The sequence below is a fragment of the Paraflavitalea pollutisoli genome, assembly GCF_029360705.1.
Lineage (GTDB): Bacteria > Bacteroidota > Bacteroidia > Chitinophagales > Chitinophagaceae > Paraflavitalea > Paraflavitalea pollutisoli.
In genome coordinates this window covers 936,064-956,552 of record NZ_JARKMX010000001.1, presented here as the reverse complement: position 1 = coordinate 956,552, position 20,489 = coordinate 936,064, and the positions used below count along the sequence as shown (strand labels likewise).

The following is a 20,489-nucleotide window of genomic DNA, read 5'->3' as shown; positions in this document are numbered from 1 at the left end:
TATGTGCAGCCCGGTATCCTCAGATACCGGGCTTTTTTTGTGATTAGAGAGCTGGCTAGTCCTTACATTTTGTCCAGTCGGGTGTATATACTTCATGAATCTCCGGCATTCCCTCCAAGGCCCTGGTGACCTTGCTTCTCTCCATCTCCGTAACCAGCGTGAGTATGAACTTGGGACCAGTACTGTAAAAATACAGTTTCCCCCTGCTGGAGTCCATGCCACTGCGGTAAGCGCTTCCGGTGTTAGTCAGTTTTTCTTCAGCGGCTGATTCGCTGATGTCCTTTTTAAATACTACGATCAGCTCAATTTTATCTTTCTTCATGATTATCTGAATGGGGTTTGGCTGAAAAATACAATTCCTGATTGGGCAACTTTTCGTCATTTGCCGTACAAAGTATGCCATGAAAACAACAAATTCTCTGAACAGGCAATCAGCCCTGCCTACCTCGTTAGCCCCTAAAACACACGCAAGAACACGAAGACTATTGGCGTTTTTGCTGTCCGTTTCGCTGCTGGCTGCCCTATTCACGTCGGCTCAGTTTCAACCTGGTGAAACGATCAGTATCGATTCCAAATACTTTAACGACAAAAGGGAGATTAAAGTCTTCCTGCCCAAAGGTTATCAGCATGCGCCCAACAGGCGCTATAAGGTGGTTTACCTGTTCGATGCACAAAGCAGCATCTTTACAGACTACGTGATCTCTTCCACCAATTATCTTTCATCGCTTTCCAACACATTTATCAGTCCCTACATCCTGGTGGGAATCAAAACTAAGAACTGACAGTTTGAATTTTTACCAAAGAACAATACGGACCAACCCTACAAGGATTATTACCCAGGTGTTAAAATGGGCGGCGCCGATACCCTCGCCGCCTACCTGCAGCAGGAGGTGATGCCAGAGATCGACAAGCGGTTCCATACCAATCGGTATAATATTGCCATTGGTCATTCGCCCGGCGCCACTTTCTCTATATACACTTTGATCCATGCGCCCGAACTGTTTCAGGCCGTCATTGCAGTAAGTCGCAATATGTATTACGACAATGAGCAAATACTCGATGCATTCAGGAAACAATGGCCCTGCCAGCAAGCGGAGTGCTGGAGTGATCGTTATCTATCAGGTATTCCACTTTACAATAGAGCGGAGCGGTATTTTTCCCTACGAGGGTTTCCAGCTTCTTACTGGCAGGATAGAACTTTTTTTTCCAACTTACCTACCTGGCCGTAGGCGACGAACAGGAATTTCTTTTTCCTGAAGAAACTACAACAATACTACCGGCAGCAATCGGAAAAGACCGGTTTGAAATTGCCAACAGAAGGAGACATCAATCACATTGCCTATAACTTGTATTACTCACAACAAATCGATCGGGCGATCCAGGTGATCGAGTGGGCACTGGAAATGTATCCCGATGATGTCAACCTGTACGATAGTATGGGAGAATTTCAACAAAGCAACAAGAACAACGAGCAAGCGAAAGCCTTTTACCAAAAAGGATTAGCGGTGATAGACCGTCAGAAAAGCCAACTTGACTCTGCCGCCTATACGTCTTTAAAGAGCGGCTTCGAGAAGCGGCTTCAAAAACTGGCCGGCCAATAAGCAATCACCATCAATCAGGTCATCGTGGCACCAACACGGTGACCTTATTGCAACCGCCTGAAGTTTCAGGTAAAAAGGAAGGAAATGCTCCAGGTCTTGAATCACGCCCTACTTCCCGATACAAAACTTACTGAAGATATAGTCCAGTTGATCTTCGTTGGATATCTCCCCAGTGATCTCGCCCAGATAATGCAGGCAACGGCGTATATCGATGGCCAGTAGGTCGCCCGGAATATTGTTTTCCATCGCAGCCCGGATATCTGCAATCGACTTGAGTACCTCCTGCAGGGCATGGTAATGACGGGCATTGGTCACCACGGTATCTTCGGTCTGTAACTGGCCCTGCAGCACCATGTCGACCAGGCGTTCTTTCAGTACCTCTATGTGCAGCTGTTGCCTGGCAGCAATGAACACGATACTGGCACGGGCATCAAAATTATTTCTGATGTCATCGCTGGCCAGGTCCGACTTATTTCCCACCAACAGGTATTTCAGCTGGCGGTTGTCGAGGTCTTGCTTCACAGCCTCTAATTCGGCAATACTCGTCTGTTGTACATCGAACAGGTATACAACCACATCGGCCTGTTGCATTTTGGCCAGACTCCTTTCCACCCCAATGCTTTCTATAATATCGCTGGTATGTTCCCGAATACCGGCCGTATCCACCAGCCGGAACAGGATGCCGTCAATGTTCAATACTTCCTCGATGGTATCCCGGGTAGTACCGGCAATTTCGCTCACGATGGCCCGATTTTCATTCAGCAAAGCATTCAGTAGGGTCGACTTACCGGCATTGGGTTTACCCACGATGGCTACCTGTACGCCGTTCTTGATCACATTGCCCAGTTTGAACGAGTGCAGTAGTTTCTCTACTACCACCCGCGCCTCGGCGATCAGGTTATACAACCGCGTTCTGTCGGCGAATTCCACATCCTCCTGGGAGAAATCCAGTTCCAGTTCGATCAGGGCAGAAAAGGACAGCAATTGATCTCTCAGCTGCTTCAGCACATCACTAAACCCTCCCCGGATATTGTGCAAGGCTGCTTTACGGGATGCTTCGGTATTGCTGGCAATCAGGTCAGCTACCGCCTCCGCCTGCGTGAGATCAAGTTTGCCATTGAGAAAGGCACGTTGGGTAAACTCACCCGGCTTGGCCAGGCGTGCGCCTGCATGTACACAGGCTTGTATCACCTGTTGTTGCACATAGGGCGAACCATGGCAGGAGATCTCAATAACGTCTTCCCCGGTATACGAGCGGGGCCCTTTAAACAAAGACACTACGACTTCATCCAAGGTGACGTCACCTTCTTTCAGGAGGCCAACATGAATGGTGTGCGAAGGCTGGACGGAAAGGTCTTTGGCCGGGAAAAGCTGGTTGACGATGGCATATGCCTGTTTGCCGCTGATCCTGATCACCCCAATAGCACCAATGCCCGGTGGAGTTGCCAGGGCCACAATCGTATCATCCCATCCCAGAAGCTTTGCCATATAGTCGTCGGATTTATAGTTCCGGGGCAAAATTAACCTATCCGGGGCAACAAAAAGCCCCACGTGGAGTGCGGGGCTTGCAAATCAGCATTCAAGAAAAAACGGATTCCAAAACAAACTATTATTGCTCTTCCAACTTGATGATGACGGGCTGACGTTTATAAGATCTTACTTTTTTTCCATTCTGTATGGCGGGTTCCCATTTACCACTTTTTCTGATGACATTGATCACCGCCTCGTGCAGCTCGGGGGGGCCATTGAGCGCCTCGATATTGCTGACGTTACCAGATGTGTCCACCACAAACTGAATCTCTACCCGACCCTGAATGCCATTGTCTAATGCGTCCTGGGGCATATTCTTCATCAGGTTTCTGTTGAGAAAACGAGCCCAGGCTGCCGGACCTCCTGGATAACTGGATTCTATCTCCACTTTCCGGAAGATGCCGTCGTCGTAGGGATCCTCTTTCTTGGGAGGCAATACTACTCCTTTACCCGCCGCGTCATCGGAAGGTGGTGCTACCACCCCATCATCCTTCAAACCGTCGACATTGGCCGTACCAATCTTGACGTCTTCTAAGTCGTCCATAGTAGGGGGTACTTCTTCGGGCTTTACCTGATCATCTTTGGTCACCAGGAACTGCGTAAACTGTTTGGTCTCGATCTGCTTCATGGGCGGTGGCTCCTTCACGGGAGGAGGCTCCACGGGCTTGTCTTCCGGCTCAATGATGGTCAGCTCGAGATCTTTGGGAACCAGCACCCCGCTGATCGTTTCCTTCTTGCTCATGTTGGCAAAGATGTATCCACCGATCAGCAAGAGCAATACAGACAACATAACGGTAATAGCTATCATTAAACGGCGGCTATACGATTTACGTAATTCGTAAGCGCCATACGATTTGTTCCGCCCCTCGAAGATGATATCGAGTACGTCGGCGGAGAGGATCTTAGTAATCTCCATGGCAATTGGTTTTACTCATAAGATGCCTCGCTAAAAACGTTTCCACAGAACTATATTTTTTTGCTACCCGTGTGAAATAGTCTGCTTGTTGCATCGCAGCGTTATTAACTGGATACCCGCTAAACGCAGTCTATAACATGCACCCACAGCTGTTTATTTGCTCCCACACATTACACCTTGTATTGAAACGATCGTAAGAGCGATGGATTAGTTATTCATGCTTCTACGGCAGCGATCGAACGCCCTTCTTACAACCTGCAAACAGGCACATTTTGTTCCTTCGCCTGACCACGCCACAATACTTACTGGTGCCGTGTGCGCATGTTCCCCACACTAGATAATGCAGCTACATGGAATGCCCTGCATCGCCCCCCATCGTCGCGGCTGATTCGGGCCAGCCGGAAGGCTGTTGCCCATAAAATAGCCGGCAGGTATCCCTGCCGGCGTAAGACAAAAAGTCCTCTCCGAAATCGGAGAGGACCTTAATGATTTGCGAAGTTTGGTCTTAGCCTTCGGTTTCCAAACGGAATACGATGGGCTGTTTTTTGTAAGACTTAACCTGACGACCGTTTTGTACGGCAGGAGTCCACTTACCACTCTTCTTGATTACCCGTACCGCTTCGGCACGCAATTCTTCGGGGCCGCTGATCGCTTCAACATCACTCACCGTACCTTCTTTGTCAACGATGAACTGGATCACTACTGTACCCTGTACTTCGTTGTCGATCGCGTCCTGAGGATAGCGGAGCGTTTTGTTGAGGTAACGCTGCCATGCACCGGAACCGCCGGGATATTCAGATTCGATTTCTACCTTGGTAAAGGTCTTGTCCCAATCTTCTTCAACTTTCTTGGGAGCTTCAACCACACCCTTACCGGCGTCTTCTACAGGAGGTGCCACGATGCCTTCATCTTTGATACCTTCCTGGTTAACTGTACCGATCTTGGTGTCTTCCAGTTTCTCCACTTCGGGTGGTTTTTCGTCCTCTTTTACTTCCTCATCCTTTACGATCTTGGGAGGAGTAAATTTGGCCATTTCCACTTTGGGAGGTTCTGGTGGTTTGGGCGGAGGAGGAGGAGGTGGCTCTTCTTTTTTCTCTTCTTGTTTGATCTCCTCCAACTGCACGTCCTGCACCACCATTTCTTTCTTGACGTCTTCCTTATTCAATAAGTTTGATAGCACATAACCACCAAACGAAAGCAATATGATAGACGCAGTCACAATAAGAGCCGTCATCAGGCGCTTATTGTAGGTTTTGCGCAGTTGATAAGCACCGTATTCCTTGTTCCTTCCCTCGAAGATGATATCAAGGACGTCGGCGCTTAATATTTTATTGATTTCCATAAATGTGCTTTGTTATAAGATGCTTTACAACTAAGATTCCATATGCCTTTGGCAAGAATATTATATTTATTGCAGAGACTTCGCAGCTAATTGAAGCTCAACATCAAATATATCTACCAGGGCATAACGCTTAACCTCGTTGATGGTCATTTCATCCAAAATATCAACCGTGTTCTTATAAGTAGCATCGGGGGTGGGCTTGATCACCACTACGAAGTCGTCCGGTGCAGTGGTACGCTTCTTATTGATGATAAGGTCCCGAACTTCTTTAAAACCAGTCGATTTGAAGTTGCTGCCATCGGGTAACAGCTCACCTTCGTAATAGAAGATGGTATTGTCCTTGGCCAGGATAAGGGTCAAAGCGCCAGAGGCCTTTACCTTATTCTGATCCTCAGGCTTTTCCGTGTCTTTCGGCAGGAAAAGCTTCATAGCTGTAGGCTGGCTCATCGTCGTGGTGAAGATGAAGAACGTGATCAGAAGGAATCCGAGGTCCACCATCGGCGTCAGGTCGACGCGCGTGGACAGCTTTTTCCCCTTCTTTACACCAGGTCCTTTCTTATGTCCCCCACCCGACGAGGTATCCATTTCTGCCATATCGCAATTTTTTTAGAATTAGGAAACTTGATTACTCGTCGCTTTAATCGTCCGTTGCAGGCTTGTTAGCCGGTGCATTTTGGTTGGTCTTCCACAGGTCTGTACCTGCAGGAACACCTTCCGGATCGGTGATCATAGCAAACTTGAAGATCTCATTCTTTTTCAGGGCATCGATAATGCCTTTGAAAGAAGGATACTTCGCGTCATTATCACCTTTCACCAACAGGTTCATCTTCTTACCGGTGAATGCTGTATTGGCAGCTCCGATCCATGTAATCAGTTCATTATTTGAACTGTCTACAGGAATTCCATCGGCTTTGTAGTTCTTAACCTGGTCGGCGGTTAGAGCAAGATACGATTTTAGCTTCGAAAAAGGTACGCCGATAAAGGCTCCCCCACGTGCGAAACCAGCTTTCTCCTGGGCGGTCAGGGTAATACCCTTGGCTTGCGCTACCGCGTCCAGAATTTCTGCCTTTTCGTCAGGATTTTCGTCTGCAACCTGGAAATATACCTTGCCTTCCTTATCCATCGTGATCAACACCACATTTTTTTGTTCTGCCGCCTTGGTAGACACCGACTTAGGTGTCGTTACCGCCAGTACGTCGGGCGCCTTGAACTTAGTGGTGAGGATGAAGAAAGACAACAACAGGAACGCCACGTCGCACATCGCCGTCATGTCGATTGTTGTACTTTTCCTCGGTACTTTAACTTTTGGCATGATTTAAAATTTTGTTTTCCTCAATAAGATGCAAACATTGCCAAATTCCATATTTACCTGTCGCAACCGGCCGGATTTGCCTTTTTAGTGCTCACCAGGCAATAATGCCACCTGGTCATGACGGATAAACCGGAACTCCCCTCCACTATTTGTACAGTGAAGCGAAGCTTTGTGTTAAAGTGAAACCAGACTCGTCGATACCATAAGTGATATGGTCGATCTTGGTAGTAAAGATGTTGTAGAAGATGATCGCGAACGCTGAAGTACCGATACCAAGGGCTGTGTTATACAGGGCCTCAGAGATACCACGAGACAGTTCAGCAGCAGCACCACCACCACCTTCAGCACCGAGGGCAGAGAACGAAGAGATCATACCTAATACAGTACCCAACAGACCCAACAGGGTAGCTACTGAAGCGATAGTAGACAGGAATACCAGGTTCTTTTCGAGCATGGGCAGTTCCAGTGCAGTGGCTTCTTCTACTTCTTTCTGGATAGACAGTACTTTTTGTTCTGTGTCCAGTTCAGTGTTGGAAATCATTTCCTTGTACTTGCGCAGACCAGCTTTCATTACGTTACCTACGCTACCCTTTTGCTTGTCGCACTCAGAGATAGCCTGATCTACGTTCTTATTAGCGAGGTGATATTGTACTTTGCGGATGAACTCAGCAATGTTACCGGAACCAGAAGCCTTGCTGATGGTCAACAAACGCTCGATGATAAAAGTAACAGCAGTCAGGAAAGTAGCGATCAATAAAGGCACGATGATACCACCTTCATACATCTTAATCAATCCTCCTTTAGGACCTTCATGGTGTGGCCAGAATCCACCTTCCAAGTCGGGTTTAGTAAAATTACCTGCAGCGCCCAGACCAAACCTCCAGATCAAATAACCTGCAAGAATACATACTACTGGTGCAATCCATGAGATAGCATTGCTACTTTTCTTCGGTTGAACAGAAGTACTACTCTTCGCGGCGGGCGCAGTTGGTTTTGTTTCAGCCATGATTGTGTTTTTTTAGTGTTTGAAAAAATTAGTCTATCTGTAGTTAAAAAATTAGCTCACAATGCTAAGGAAAAATGCTTTTACACAGGCGATTTTGATCAAGAAAAATTTTCGATAAGGTTCACAAGATAAGGAATTATGAAGATGGGGCCGCTAAAAATAGGCGTTTTGGTTGAATAAAACCGGGGCGAATGTAGAATTAATTTAAAAACAAATCACTTACGCTCAACGCTTTTTAATGACCTGCTAATCTGCCTGCAAAATGCTTTTTGCTACCACCCATCCTTTACCATAAAACCTACACCATATTATCCCAAAAAGCCTTTTCAACCTACCGATCAGCCTTAACAGCCTACCGGTAGCAGATAGGTCAAAAGTCTACCAATCTACTGTTTTTCGACCATTGGTACAATCCTACCATACCCTTTGAACCCCTTTTGCTTATCTTCAGCCATTAAATAACATTTAACATGGAGAAAACCCCCAAGCTGAGAAAAAGTATTTTATTGCTTGTGGCTGCCGGCTGTTTAGCCTCGTCTGTTTCCGCACAAAGCCGGAGACAAGGAACTACACCCGCTGCTGACACAGCCAAACCCCGTCCCGTCGTTGTCCCACCTGCGCCCCCCAAGCCAGGTCCCAAACCTTTCAAAGATGTTGTTACCGATAAAGCCACTTCCCGCAAGGGTCTCTTTGGCGTTCACAAGGTAGAAGACAAATGGTATCTTGAGGTGAATGATAGCCTGCTCGGAAGAGATGTACTCGTCGTCAACCGCATTTCCAAAGCGCCCATCGATACCCGCGCCGGATTTTTCGGCTACGCAGGCGATGAGATCAACGAAAACGTGATCCGCTTCGAAAAAGGACCTAATAATAAGGTGTTCCTCCGCAACATCTCCTTCTCCGTTTATGCCAAGGACTCTACCAAGCCCATGTACAAAACGGTACAGAACTCCAACATTCAACCCATCAGCGCTGCCTTTGATATCAAGGCCTTCTCCAAAGACAGCACCGGGTCACTCATCGATATCACCGATTTTATCAGCGGTGACAACGATATCTTCTTCTTTGCTTCTTATTTCAAAACGGCCCTCCGCATCGGTGGCATGCAGCCCGATAAGTCGTATATCGTAGATATCAAGACCTATCCCATTAATACTGAGATCAAAACCGTAAAGACGTACAGTAAAATGGCGGCCCCCTCCCCCATCCCGGGAATGATGCCTTCCGGACCTACCGGCAACGCCACTTTCGAACTCAATACCTCCATCGTATTGTTGCCCAAGGTCGCCATGCGCCCTCGCTTCTATGATGACAGAGTTGCGTATTTTACCACAGAGTATACAGATTTTGATGCCGATCCACAGGGTGTGAAGGATATCAGCATGATCACCCGCTGGAAACTGGAAGTAAAACCAGGTGACATCGAAAAATTCAAACGCGGTGAACTGGTAGAGCCCGTTAAGCCCATCATCTACTACATCGATCCCGCTACACCCGCCAAATGGGTACCTTACCTGATCCAGGGCGTTAACGATTGGCAGAAAGCCTTCGAGAAAGCCGGTTTCAAAAACGCCATCATGGCAAAGACTGCACCTACCAAGGCAGAAGACAGTACCTGGAGCCTGGAAGATGCCCGCTACTCGGCCATCGTATACAAACCTTCCGATATCCCCAATGCCAGCGGACCGCACGTACACGATCCTCGCAGCGGCGAGATCATCGAATCACACATCAACTGGTACCACAACGTCATGCGCCTGCTGCGCAACTGGTACCTGATCCAGGCGTCGCCCAGCGATCCCAATGCCCGCAAGGCTGAGTTCTCCGATGAACTGATGGGACAGCTGATCCGCTTTGTATCTTCTCACGAAGTAGGACATACCCTCGGTCTGCCGCACAACATGGGTTCTTCTGCCGGCACACCCGTTGAAAAACTGCGTGACAAAACATGGGTAGAAGCCAACGGCCATACCTCCTCCATCATGGACTATGCCCGCTTCAACTACGTAGCACAGCCAGAAGACAAGATCGGCCCTGCAGGCATGTATCCCCGCATTGGTGATTATGACCTGTACTCCATCGAGTGGGGTTACCGTCCGATCCTCGATAAAGACGAAGACGGTGAAAAAGCGGTACTCAACGATTGGGTAAAAGCTAAATACAACGATCCCCGTTTCCGCTTCATCCACCAGAATGGTATCGACCCCCGTGCGCAAACGGAAGCATTGGGCGACAATATGATGAAAGCCAACGAATATGGCATCAAGAACCTGAAATGGATGTTGCCCAAGCTTGCCAGCTGGCTCAATGAGCCCGGAGAGAACTACCAAAATCTGGATGAAGTGTATTCCGAATTACTGGGTCAGTTCAACCGCTATTATGGTCACGTGGCCACTTATATCGGTGGTATCTATACCGACTACAAAACCACCGAACAAACTGGTGAAGTATATACCGTAGTTCCCAAAGCGCTTCAGAAAGAAGCCATGGCCTTCATTACGAAGAACTACCTGGAAACTCCCACCTGGCTGCTGGGCAAGAACATCCTCAACAAGATCTCTTCGCCCACAACCGATCGCATCAGCACCATGCAGGACAGCTACCTGGGTGTATTGATCAATGCAAGTCGCATGCAGCGCCTCGTTTCTTCTTCCAACCGTGATGCTTCGGCGTACCGCCTCGATGAGTACATGGAAGACCTGAAGAAAGCGGTATGGAGCGAACTCGCTACCCGAAAGCCGATCGACAACTACCGTCGCAACTTGCAAAAGTCTTATGTTGAAAGACTCGGCGCCATTGTCAATCCTCCTGCACAAGGTGGTTCACTGGGCGGTTTTGTGATCAGCTTCGGACCTGTAGCCGATCCTAAAAAATCGGATGTCATGTCAGTGGCTAAAGGCATCCTCCGTCAACTGAAAGCAGAGATCGCTGCCGCAGCTCCTGCTTATGGCGACAAGATGAGCCGTTATCACCTGCAGGATCTGAATGATCGCATCAGCAAGATCCTCGATCCAAAATAAGTTGTCAACAACAACGATAGTAAAGGGCTGCCCACAAGGCGGCCCTTTATATTTTGGAGAAACATAGCCCCAACACACATCAGCGCTCCACGCACTGTTAATGCTTCCCCTTCTTCGATTCGTAGTTCATCATTTTGTTGCTTTTCTGGTATACCTTCTTATCCGTCTCCCGCATCGATTTTACCTTAATGATCTCTTTGCCGTACGCGGCCACCGCCTGTTCCTGCTTCTTCAATTTGGAGGAGGGCAGGCTTTGCTGCCTTGACTGCAACCTGGTCACCACTGAATCAGCCAGTGTCCGGGCCTGGTCATATTGTCCCGCGTCCACCTTGGCCATCACCTCGTCAACCGACTCCGTAACCAGCCATAGAGCCGCTACGGTCAAGGACCAGTGATATATTGAGCGGTACCCGCTTTTTGTCCAACTGCTGGTCGTTGCCTTTCAGTTGCACGTATACGTACACGTCACGGTCCATCGGCCCGGAATAATAATACTTACTATCCGCCTGCGCCAACCAGCTCACTGCGCCTATGGAATCCATTGCATGATGAGGGGATGTGGTACCGGTTTGACTGGTGGCACCGCCTTGCCTGGACGACCGTCCGTCTGTATCGCGGGAAGCCGAGAAACCACAGGCATGCAGGGCCAGGCCCATCAACAGCCAGGAGTGCTGAAGGAATTGTTTCATGAAAGGTGTTTTGATGAAGGATAGGCAAAGGATGCACCTTCCTGGCTTCTGCATAAGCCGGCACGCCTAAAACTTTGTTAAGGTGAATTTACTCGTACCGCAGGGCCTCGATGGGATTGAGGCGGGAAGCTTTGATGGCGGGATAGAGACCGGCTCCCAGACCAACCAGTGAACAGATCACCACACCCAGGATCACCCAGTTCCAGGGGATCACGAAGCTGGTAGAAAGCAACAAACCAGCGATATTACCCACTCCGATCCCCAATACGATCCCAATCAGCGCACCCAGGAGGCTGATGATCACGGACTCGAGCAGGAATTGCGTTTGTATATTGCCGCGTTTGCCACCGATGGCCTTGACCAGGCCGATTTCCTTGGTACGCTCGGTAACCGCCACCAGCATGATGTTCATCAGGCCGATCGCCGCCCCTGCAAGGGTAATCACCCCGATCAGTACGGCCGCAATGGTGATAAAGCTGAGGTTACGCATCAGCATCTCCACGATGCTGTCACTTTTATCGATCACGAAGTTGTCTTCTTCTGTTATAGTCAACCGCCGGATGGGCCGGAAAATACCCGTCGCCTCACCGATCGCCCCGTCCATCAGTTTGATATCAGGCACCTTCACCTGGATGGAGAAGCTGGCATTGGCGTTGGAATTGAAATAACTACGCACATTGCTATACGTAGTGATGATGGTATTATCCAGGCTACGCCCCATGGTAGACCCTTTGGCCGCCAAGGCGCCGACTATGAGAAAAGGAATATTGTTTATCTTGATCGTTTGGCCGACGGGCGCTTCGATATTGTCACCGAAAAAGCGCTTGGCAACATCCCGGCCAATGAGGCATACATTACGGGCAGATTGAATATCCAGGGCGTTGAGGTTGCGGCCATAAGAGATGGTAAAGCCGTTCAGGTCGGCATAGTTCTCGTCGCCCCCCAATACCCATACATTGGGATTGCTCTTTTTACTGCCGGTAGACACGATGGCATTACGCGAACCGAAAATATTCATGCTCACCTGGGAGGGAAACTGAAAACTTGATTTGAAGGTTTCCGCCTGCAGTTCGGTGATCGGCTTACCCTGGTTCGATTTCTTCTCCCTTTTCTTACCCTTTTGCTCCTTCTTCAGTTGAGAACCGCCTCCAAAGAAATTGCGGGGCTCCCGGAAACGGATGGTAAATCCGGTGGCTCCCATGGAGGAAAAGCTCTCCAGGAACTTCTGCTGCATGGCGGCAATAGCGGTATTGATACCAATCAGCGCGGTGATACCCAGCGCAATAATGGCTACTGTGATGCCGGTACGCAACCTGTTGCCGCGTACAGTCCTGAAAGCTAAGGAGAAGGTATCCCGGAATGTCATATACTATCTGTCTCACTAAAGTAAGAAATATTACCCTCAACAAAAAAACTCCCTCTGGAGGAGGGAGTTTTCGTATTCAATAAGAATATATTAAATCAGGAAAAAGTAGAGCTTATCCAGCAGCCATTGCGGGAAGATCCCCAGCAATACCACGATAGCAGCCATCACCACCAGCAGGAACTTGAAGGTTCCGGACACTTCTGCCACCTGGGCCTCTCCATCTTTGAAGTACATGGCCTGTATCACCCGGAAATAGTAGTATACACTGATAGCCGCACACAGGATACCAACGATCACCAGCCACAATACATGACCGTTGCTCACAGCCGCCGTCAGCATGTAAAACTTGGCCATGAAACCAGCCGTACCGGGAATGCCTGCCAGCGACAGTAAAAACACCGCCGTGGTAGCCGCCAACACAGGCTGACGTTTGGCCAGGCCGTTGAAACCTTCAAACGTATAATCCTTCATTTTGATCAGTACGGCAAAAACACCAATGGTGGCCACGCTGTACGCAGCAGTATAGAACAACAGCCCTTGCTTCCCGGTTTCATTGAGTGCTACCAGGGCAAACATCATGAACCCTGCCTGGGCGATACTGGAGTAGGCCAGCATACGCTTTACGCTCTGCTGGAAAACCGCTGTGATATTACCAATGACCAGGGTAGCCGCTGTTACGACCGCCACGATCAGTTGCCATTTGGGATGCAGGTCGCCAAACGCGTCATCGAACAACCGGAGGAAGGCGATGAAACCAGCAGCCTTGATCACCGTAGCCATAAAAGAAGTGAACACCGTAGGTGCACCATCATATACGTCGGGCGTCCAGAAGTGGAAGGGCGCCGCAGATACTTTAAAAGACATCGACACCAGCAACAGCAGCAAACCAGCACTGATCATAGGGGTCAGCTCGGTCGTTCCGAAGCGGATCACATCCAGGCCAAAACCACCTTTCGCACCATAGATGAGGGCAATACCCATTAGCATCAAGCCCGTAGAGAAAGACCCCATCAGGAAGTACTTCAGGGAAGCTTCGTTGCTCTTCAGGTTCCGCTTATCAGTACCGGTCAGGATGTACAGCGGAATCGACATGATCTCGATACCCAGGAACAGCATCAGCAGGCTGTTGAAAGAGGAAGAGATGCTGACACCACACAGGATGAAGAAGATCAGGGCAAAATAATCGGGCGTACTACGACCTACCCGTTCCATATCGCGACCCGACAGCAGGGTGAACAGTAAGGTGCTGCCGAAAGCAATGGTGTTGAAAAGCAGGCTAAAGCTGTTGAAGTAGAGCAAGCCGTGTACGTTGACCTTGAAAAGGCTCGTACCATCCAATTCCAAACAGTTGACGACTATCAATAAAGCCAGTCCGGTAACGGCTGTACCGCGTATCACAGCATTGTTCTTGCTGAAGATGCCGCTAAACATCATCACCACACCCCAGATAGCCGATATTACAATTGCATTCATAATTAAATTCTATGCTTTCGCTTATGATGGCTGTTTAATGATCATTCTCGATAAGATCGTATCTACAGTTTCCTGTGTGAGCGCCAGGAAAGGCCTGGGGTACACACCGATCACCACGATCACGATCACCAATATACCCAACACCAACCGCTCGTTGAACCGGATGTCCTTGAAGGAAGCGGTCAGCGAAGAGGTATTGCCGTAAAACACCTTTTGGATCATATTGAGGGTATACACCGCAGACAGGATGATGGTAATACCACCTGCTGCTGCGAACCAATGACTGTTCTTGGAAACGGTCGAGTTGAACACACCCGTAAACAGGAGGAACTCTCCGATAAAGGCGTTGGTAAGCGGCAGGGCCACATTGGCCAGGGCTACAATCACCAGCATGATCGTCAGGCCGGGTGCCTTCTGTGCCAGGCCACCCAGTTCGGAGATCTTGCGGGTTCCCGTTTGACGCTCGATCAGTTCTACCACGATCCACATACCTATGATGTTGACACCGTGGTTGAACATCTGGATCATCACCCCTTGCATACCCTGTTCGGAAGTAACGAAGATCGCCATACACATCAGGCCCATGTGGGCGATGGAAGAGTAAGCGATCAGTCGCTTCAGGTCATCCTGTTGCATGGCGATCAGTGAAGCATAGATCATCCCGATCACGGAAAGCAATGCCACAGTATCACCATTCAGCCAGGTAGCCATGGGTAGTACTGGTGCCAGCCAGCGGATCACGCCAAACAGGCCCATTTTCACCATCACACCACTCAACACCATCGTCACCGCAGTAGGTGACTGCTCGTAAGCATCCGGCTGCCAGGTATGGAAAGGAAACACCGGCATCTTGATCGCAAAAGCGATGAAGAACAACCAGAAGATCCAACCCTGTTCCTTATTGGTCAGCGTTGCTTTGTAAAATGCATCGAGGGCAAAAGATTGGTCGGGCGTGTGCAGGTAGATGTAAATGATACCTACCAGCATCAGCAGCGAACCAATAAATGTATACACGAAGAATTTGAAAGTAACCGGTATTCTCTTCTCACCACCCCAGATCGAACAGAGGAAATAAGCAGGGATCAGCGCAAGCTCCCAGAAGAAGTAGAACAGCAGCGCATCATAAGCCAGGAACACCCCCATCAAACCTGCTTGTGACAGCAGCATGAAGGCGTAAAAATTATGCGCCTGCTTGTAGGTAGAATTCCAGGTAGCTACCAGGATGATCGGGAAAGCAACCGCCGTCAGCAGGCAAAGTACCTGCCCCATCCCATCCAGACCAACCGTGAACCGGCTACCCAGCAAGGGCAACCATTCAGCGTCGGCATGCAGGTTAGCAGCTTTGTTCAGTACCGTCAGGCCCAGCAGGGAAACAACGAGCGTAATCACCGTAGACAGCAATGCCCATGTCTTGACGCCTTTCTCCTGTTTGATGAAGAAAGCTGCCAAACCACTCAGCAACGGGACAACGATTAGTAAAACAGGTATCATTTCTGATTTCTAAATTTCTGATTTGAAAATTCTGATCGCCTCATTATCATTTGGGGGAGCTTCACACGAACCACACCACACACCCCGGTCGTCACATTATTTCTTCACAAAGAACTGTATCACGAAGAAGGCCAGGATACCGAGCACCATCAGCAACACATAGCTGCCTACCTGACCGCTTTGCAGCAAGCGGACCTGGCGGCTGCTGTAGCTGATCATTTTGCCAACACCGTTTACCGTCCAGTCGATCACATCTCTTTCCACGAAGTTGTTGAGGAACTTACCGAGCCAGTTGAGCGGCTTCACGATGATCGCATTGTACAGTTCGTCCACATACCATTTGTTGGCGAGTACCTTGCCGAAACCGGTAGGTTCGCCCAGTTCGGGGCGTTTGCTGAAGCGGGCCACGGCATAGAAGATCGCGATCACCGCGACACCTACCGATACACCCATCAATATATACTCGGTGGTATGATCCGGATGATCATGCGTGTGCAAATGCAGTTGTGTTGCTACCTCCGCCGATCTTTTAAAGATCGGATCGAGGAAATGCTCCAGCGAATGCGCATTCGGCATGAGCACTTCAGGAATACCGACCCAACCACCGATCACACTCAGAATAGCCAGTACAATGAGCGGAATGGTCATCGCGGCAGGGCTTTCATGGGGATGATGACCGTGCAGGTGTTCACCACCACGGAACTGGCCCAGGAAGGTCGTTGCGTAGAGGCGGAACATATAGAAGGCCGTCATACCAGCGGTGATCACACCAATAATCCAGTATATCTTGTTGGCGCCGTAAGCGGCTGCCAGAATTTCGTCTTTGGAGAAGAAGCCGGAAAAAGGAGGAATACCGGCGATCGCGATACAACCCAACAGGAAGGTGAGATGGGTGATCGGCATGTATTTCTTCAGGCCACCCATGTGGCGGATATCCTGCTCATGGTGCATACCATGGATCACGGAACCGGCACCGAGGAATAACAAAGCTTTGAAGAAGGCGTGCGTCATTACGTGGAATACAGCACCGGTATAGGCACCTACGCCAAGACCCAGGAACATATAACCCAACTGGCTCACCGTAGAGTAGGCCAGCACTTTCTTGATATCGTTTTGCTTGAGGGCGATGGTCGCTGCAAAGGCTGCAGTTGCCAGGCCGACGATTGCTACCACGGTATTGGTGGAAGGCGCCAGCGTATAAAGAATATTGCTACGCGCGATCATATAGATACCTGCCGTTACCATCGTAGCCGCGTGGATCAGGGCCGATACTGGCGTAGGACCCGCCATCGCATCCGGCAGCCAGGTGTATAAAGGGATCTGAGCACTTTTACCGGTAGCACCTACAAAAAGTAACAGGGTGATGCCGATGATCGCTGCACTACCGTGTAACGTCTTGGCATTGGCGGCCACCTGCTCAAATACATTGCTATAAGTAACAGATCCAAATTGGTTGATGATCCAGAAGATCGCCAGCAGGAAGCCCAGGTCACCGATGCGGTTCATCACAAAGGCTTTCTTGGCAGCATTGGTATAATCGACATTCTTGAACCAGTATCCAATGAGGAGGTAAGAACAAAGACCTACACCTTCCCAACCGATAAACATGATCACGTAGTTGGAGCCGAGTACCAGCAGCAACATGGAGAACACGAAGAGGTTCAGGTAAGCGAAATAACGGGCGTAGTGCTGTCCTTCTTCTTCGTGCATGTAAGCGGCCGAGTACACGTGGATCAGGAAACCTACTCCCGTGATCACCAGCAGAAAGATGGAAGAGAGCTGGTCGACCTGAAACGAGAACGGAATAGACAGCTTACCGACGCTGATAAAGTTAAAGAGATCAACGACACCGGTATGCCCTTGCTTTACCTGCAGGAAGATCAGCAGGCTCACCACAAAGGAACCCAAGATCACACCACTGCCGATGATGCTGGTCAGCGACTTCGAAAGTTGTTTGCGGAACACACCATTGATCAGGAAACCGATCAACGGCAGCAAGGGAATTAACCACACTAATTGTATAACATTCTTCATAAAGCCTAATTGGTAGTCAGAAATTGTGGTAGCTCAACCGGCGCTTCGACCTGGCCGCTTCCACCAATTGCTGATATCAGTGTTTCAACCGGTTAAGGAAATTAACGTCTACTGAATGCGTATTCCGGTACATCATTACGATGATCGCCAGGCCCACGCTCACTTCCGCTGCCGCTACCACCATGATGAAGAATACAAACAGCTGTCCTTCGATGCCTGCGTTGGGGTTGGCCGCCACACCTTTCAGGTGGTGCATCTTCGAGAATGCCACGAGCAACAGGTTCACGGCATTCAGCATCAGCTCAATGCACATAAAGATGATAATGGCATTACGACGGGTCAGCACACCGGCAATACCGATGCAGAACAGCGCAATGGACAAAACGATGTAATATTCTATATTCATATACTACTAGAAATCAAGTTGTGTACTAATCACCTTTTTTACCGATCACTACCGCACCGACCATCGCGCTCAAAAACAATACGCTGCTGATCTCGAAGGGTACTACATAGTCTGTAAACAATACAGAGCCCAGTTGCTTGATCAGGCCGATGTCACCATCCACCAACTGAACCGCCGATGTTCTTACCTCGGCATCTTTCAGGGCAGCTACCAGAACCAGCAGCAAACAGCCACCGGCCACGATACCCGCCATCCGCAGCCACTTGTTCTTCTTGGGTTCGGTTTCGGCATTCAGGTTCATCAACATGATCACGAACAGGAACAGTACCATGATGGCACCCGCATAAACGATCAGGTTCACAATACCCAGAAACTGGGCATTCATCATGATATAGTGTCCGGAAATAGCGAAGAAGGTCACGATCAGCCACAACACACTATGTACTGGATTACGACTGATGATCACCATCAAGGCACTACCAAGTGCCATTACACTAAGAAAGTAGAATAATATTTCTGAAATGCTCATTTGAAATGTGCAGTTGTTTAGTTCTCCTGTTGTTGCTTGTTAGCCCGGTTACCCAGCGCTTGTTGATACTCTTCGGGATTGTCGATCGGGTGAGGGATCAACAGGTCCGGTTTGCCATATATCAATCCTTTACGCTGGTAGTTGGCCGGCGCAAATGTTTCACTCAGGTAGATAGCATCTTTCGGACAGGCTTCTTCACACAAACCACAGAAGATACAACGCAGCATATTGATCTCGTACTTCGCAGCATACTTCTCTTCGCGGAACAGGTTCTCTTCTCCTTGTTTACGCTCGGCCGCTTCCATCGTGATGGCTTCGGCAGGGCAGGCTACGGCACAAAGACCGCAGGCCGTACAACGCTCACGTCCCTGCTCATCGCGGTTCAGCACATGCAATCCACGGAATACCGGGCTGAAGGGGCGCGTTTGTTCGGGGTAATTGATGGTCGCTTTCTTCTTAAAGAGATGCTTGAAGGTGATCATCATCCCCTTGGCAATATTCCAGAGGTACAACCGCTCCACGAAAGTCATGGGCTTACGATCAACCGGTTTCGCTCTGTTTGTTAATGCTTGCATACAAATTAATTACGTGTTTGGACCGACTGCAAAGAAATCGAATTATATCCTATTTACAGCATGGCCAATTATTCGATCATTGTTATTTCTTCAGCCACAGGATCACAGCAGCCGTGATGATCATATTGGCCAGTGCCAACGGTACCATCTTCTTCCAGCCCAGGTTCATCAGCTGGTCATAACGGAAGCGCGGGATCGTCCAGCGCACCCACATGAAGAAGAAGATAAAGCCGCCTGTCTTGATAAACAGGGTCAGTGCCTGCAATCCAGCCGTCAGGTTCACCCCGATGCTTTCCGCCAGCGCTGCATCGTTCACAAACGGTATATCATAACCACCAAAATACAGGGTAGACATGATGACACTGCTGATGAACATATTGATGTACTCTGCAAACAGATAAAATCCAAGTTTCATGGAGCTGTACTCCTGGTGATATCCAAAGTTCAGCTCATTTTCAGCCTCGGGTAAGTCGAAAGGCGTACGGTTACACTCGGCAAAAGCACATATCAGGAAGATGAGGAAGCCCAGTGGCTGATATACGACGTTCCAGACACCATCCAGCTGTTGACCAACGATCACACTCAGCTTTAAAGAGCCGGTCAGCATCAGCAGGGCGATCAGCGACAGGCCCATCGGCAACTCGTAAGAGATTGCCTGCGAAGCACCGCGCAATGCCGCCATCAGCGAGAACTTGTTGTTGGATGCCCAGCCACCGATCATGATACCGAATACCCCCATGCTCACCACGGCAAACACATACAGGATACCAATATTGATGTCAGCGATCTGCAGGCTCACTGCACGGCCAAAGAAATCGATGTTGCCACCCCAGGGAATAACCGCGGAGGTCATCATCGCTGCCAGCATCGCCAGGCAGGGGCCCAGGATAAACAGCAACCGGTTGGAGGTATTGGGAATGATCTCTTCTTTCATGAACAGTTTCAGACCGTCGGCCAATGGCTGCAACAACCCGATGGGACCCGCTCTGCTGGGACCACGACGGTCCTGCATCCAGGCTGCCACCTTACGCTCGAGCCAGGTTTCGTACATCGCTATTACCAGCGAGATGGAAACGATCCCGACGATCAGTACCAGCTTCTCGATCATGAACAACCAGTCGAATGCTAACAAGGTAAAATACATATCTTAAGCGTCTGCTTTTTTCAGTTCTTAACTTATCAAATGCGCAATCATAAAG

General features: G+C 49.3%; 19 protein-coding genes and 1 pseudogene. 3 read left to right on the top strand and 17 right to left on the bottom strand.

Annotated elements, in window-relative coordinates; all coding sequences use genetic code 11:
- Positions 1 to 55: 55 nt before the first annotated feature.
- Positions 56 to 322, bottom strand: a complete 267-nt coding sequence (locus P2W70_RS04040) for a hypothetical protein (RefSeq protein WP_276480138.1) — start codon at positions 320 to 322, stop codon at positions 56 to 58.
- Between the two features lie 79 nt (positions 323 to 401).
- Here P2W70_RS04040 and P2W70_RS04035 point away from each other — a divergent pair.
- Both P2W70_RS04035 and P2W70_RS04030 read left to right on the top strand, forming a co-directional pair.
- Positions 402 to 1,229, top strand: a pseudogene (locus P2W70_RS04035) (alpha/beta hydrolase).
- Between the two features lie 72 nt (positions 1,230 to 1,301).
- Positions 1,302 to 1,601, top strand: coding sequence for a hypothetical protein (locus P2W70_RS04030; RefSeq protein WP_276480137.1), 300 nt, complete (start codon positions 1,302 to 1,304; stop codon positions 1,599 to 1,601).
- A gap of 108 nt (positions 1,602 to 1,709) precedes the next feature.
- Here the strand turns inward: P2W70_RS04030 and mnmE are convergent, their stop codons facing one another.
- From mnmE to P2W70_RS04000, 6 genes are all read right to left on the bottom strand, one after another.
- Entirely contained in the window at positions 1,710 to 3,089 is a 1,380-nt protein-coding gene (gene mnmE / locus P2W70_RS04025; protein ID WP_276480136.1) for a tRNA uridine-5-carboxymethylaminomethyl(34) synthesis GTPase MnmE, read from the bottom strand.
- A 121-nt stretch (positions 3,090 to 3,210) separates the two neighbouring features.
- On the bottom strand, positions 3,211 to 4,047 hold the full coding sequence (locus P2W70_RS04020; RefSeq protein ID WP_276480135.1) for an energy transducer TonB: 837 nt from the start codon (positions 4,045 to 4,047) through the stop codon (positions 3,211 to 3,213).
- A 505-nt stretch (positions 4,048 to 4,552) separates the two neighbouring features.
- Positions 4,553 to 5,389, bottom strand: a complete 837-nt coding sequence (locus P2W70_RS04015; protein WP_276480134.1) for an energy transducer TonB — start codon at positions 5,387 to 5,389, stop codon at positions 4,553 to 4,555.
- 66 nt (positions 5,390 to 5,455) lie between these two features.
- Positions 5,456 to 5,983, bottom strand: a complete 528-nt coding sequence (locus P2W70_RS04010) for an ExbD/TolR family protein (RefSeq protein WP_276480133.1) — start codon at positions 5,981 to 5,983, stop codon at positions 5,456 to 5,458.
- A gap of 43 nt (positions 5,984 to 6,026) precedes the next feature.
- Positions 6,027 to 6,701, bottom strand: coding sequence for an ExbD/TolR family protein (locus tag P2W70_RS04005; protein ID WP_276480132.1), 675 nt, complete (start codon positions 6,699 to 6,701; stop codon positions 6,027 to 6,029).
- Positions 6,702 to 6,846: 145 nt separating this feature from the next.
- Positions 6,847 to 7,707, bottom strand: coding sequence for a MotA/TolQ/ExbB proton channel family protein (locus P2W70_RS04000; protein WP_276480131.1), 861 nt, complete (start codon positions 7,705 to 7,707; stop codon positions 6,847 to 6,849).
- 470 nt (positions 7,708 to 8,177) lie between these two features.
- Here P2W70_RS04000 and P2W70_RS03995 point away from each other — a divergent pair, with 470 nt between their 5' ends.
- Entirely contained in the window at positions 8,178 to 10,727 is a 2,550-nt protein-coding gene (locus P2W70_RS03995) for a zinc-dependent metalloprotease (protein WP_276480130.1), read from the top strand.
- A 97-nt stretch (positions 10,728 to 10,824) separates the two neighbouring features.
- On the opposite strand, the gene P2W70_RS03990 is transcribed toward P2W70_RS03995, so the two are convergent.
- From P2W70_RS03990 to nuoH, 10 genes are all read right to left on the bottom strand, one after another.
- On the bottom strand, positions 10,825 to 11,112 hold the full coding sequence (locus P2W70_RS03990) for a hypothetical protein (RefSeq protein WP_276480129.1): 288 nt from the start codon (positions 11,110 to 11,112) through the stop codon (positions 10,825 to 10,827).
- Positions 11,072 to 11,416 carry a hypothetical protein gene (locus tag P2W70_RS03985; protein WP_276480128.1) on the bottom strand — a complete coding sequence of 115 codons (345 nt, stop codon included), beginning with the start codon at positions 11,414 to 11,416 and terminating at the stop codon, positions 11,072 to 11,074. The genes P2W70_RS03990 and P2W70_RS03985 overlap by 41 nt, the downstream gene beginning before the upstream one ends.
- 88 nt (positions 11,417 to 11,504) lie before the next feature.
- Positions 11,505 to 12,782: an ABC transporter permease gene (locus P2W70_RS03980; RefSeq protein ID WP_276480127.1), complete on the bottom strand. Its 1,278-nt coding sequence runs from the start codon at positions 12,780 to 12,782 to the stop codon at positions 11,505 to 11,507.
- A gap of 90 nt (positions 12,783 to 12,872) precedes the next feature.
- Complete coding sequence (locus P2W70_RS03975; protein WP_276480126.1) at positions 12,873 to 14,255, bottom strand: NADH-quinone oxidoreductase subunit N; 1,383 nt, start codon at positions 14,253 to 14,255, stop codon at positions 12,873 to 12,875.
- 21 nt (positions 14,256 to 14,276) lie between these two features.
- On the bottom strand, positions 14,277 to 15,746 hold the full coding sequence (locus P2W70_RS03970) for a complex I subunit 4 family protein (RefSeq protein WP_276480125.1): 1,470 nt from the start codon (positions 15,744 to 15,746) through the stop codon (positions 14,277 to 14,279).
- A 96-nt stretch (positions 15,747 to 15,842) separates the two neighbouring features.
- Positions 15,843 to 17,780 (bottom strand): NADH-quinone oxidoreductase subunit L, encoded by a 1,938-nt coding sequence (gene nuoL, locus P2W70_RS03965; protein ID WP_276480124.1) that lies wholly within the window; start codon positions 17,778 to 17,780, stop codon positions 15,843 to 15,845.
- Between the two features lie 76 nt (positions 17,781 to 17,856).
- Positions 17,857 to 18,186: an NADH-quinone oxidoreductase subunit NuoK gene (nuoK, locus tag P2W70_RS03960; RefSeq protein ID WP_276480123.1), complete on the bottom strand. Its 330-nt coding sequence runs from the start codon at positions 18,184 to 18,186 to the stop codon at positions 17,857 to 17,859.
- A gap of 25 nt (positions 18,187 to 18,211) precedes the next feature.
- Positions 18,212 to 18,715, bottom strand: coding sequence for an NADH-quinone oxidoreductase subunit J family protein (locus P2W70_RS03955; protein WP_276480122.1), 504 nt, complete (start codon positions 18,713 to 18,715; stop codon positions 18,212 to 18,214).
- A 17-nt stretch (positions 18,716 to 18,732) separates the two neighbouring features.
- Positions 18,733 to 19,290, bottom strand: coding sequence for an NADH-quinone oxidoreductase subunit NuoI (gene nuoI, locus P2W70_RS03950; RefSeq protein ID WP_276480121.1), 558 nt, complete (start codon positions 19,288 to 19,290; stop codon positions 18,733 to 18,735).
- 82 nt (positions 19,291 to 19,372) lie between these two features.
- The gene (gene nuoH, locus P2W70_RS03945; RefSeq protein ID WP_276480120.1) at positions 19,373 to 20,434 is read right to left on the bottom strand and encodes an NADH-quinone oxidoreductase subunit NuoH; all 1,062 of its coding nucleotides are present in this window, start codon (positions 20,432 to 20,434) and stop codon (positions 19,373 to 19,375) included.
- Between the last annotated feature and the right edge of the window lie 55 nt (positions 20,435 to 20,489).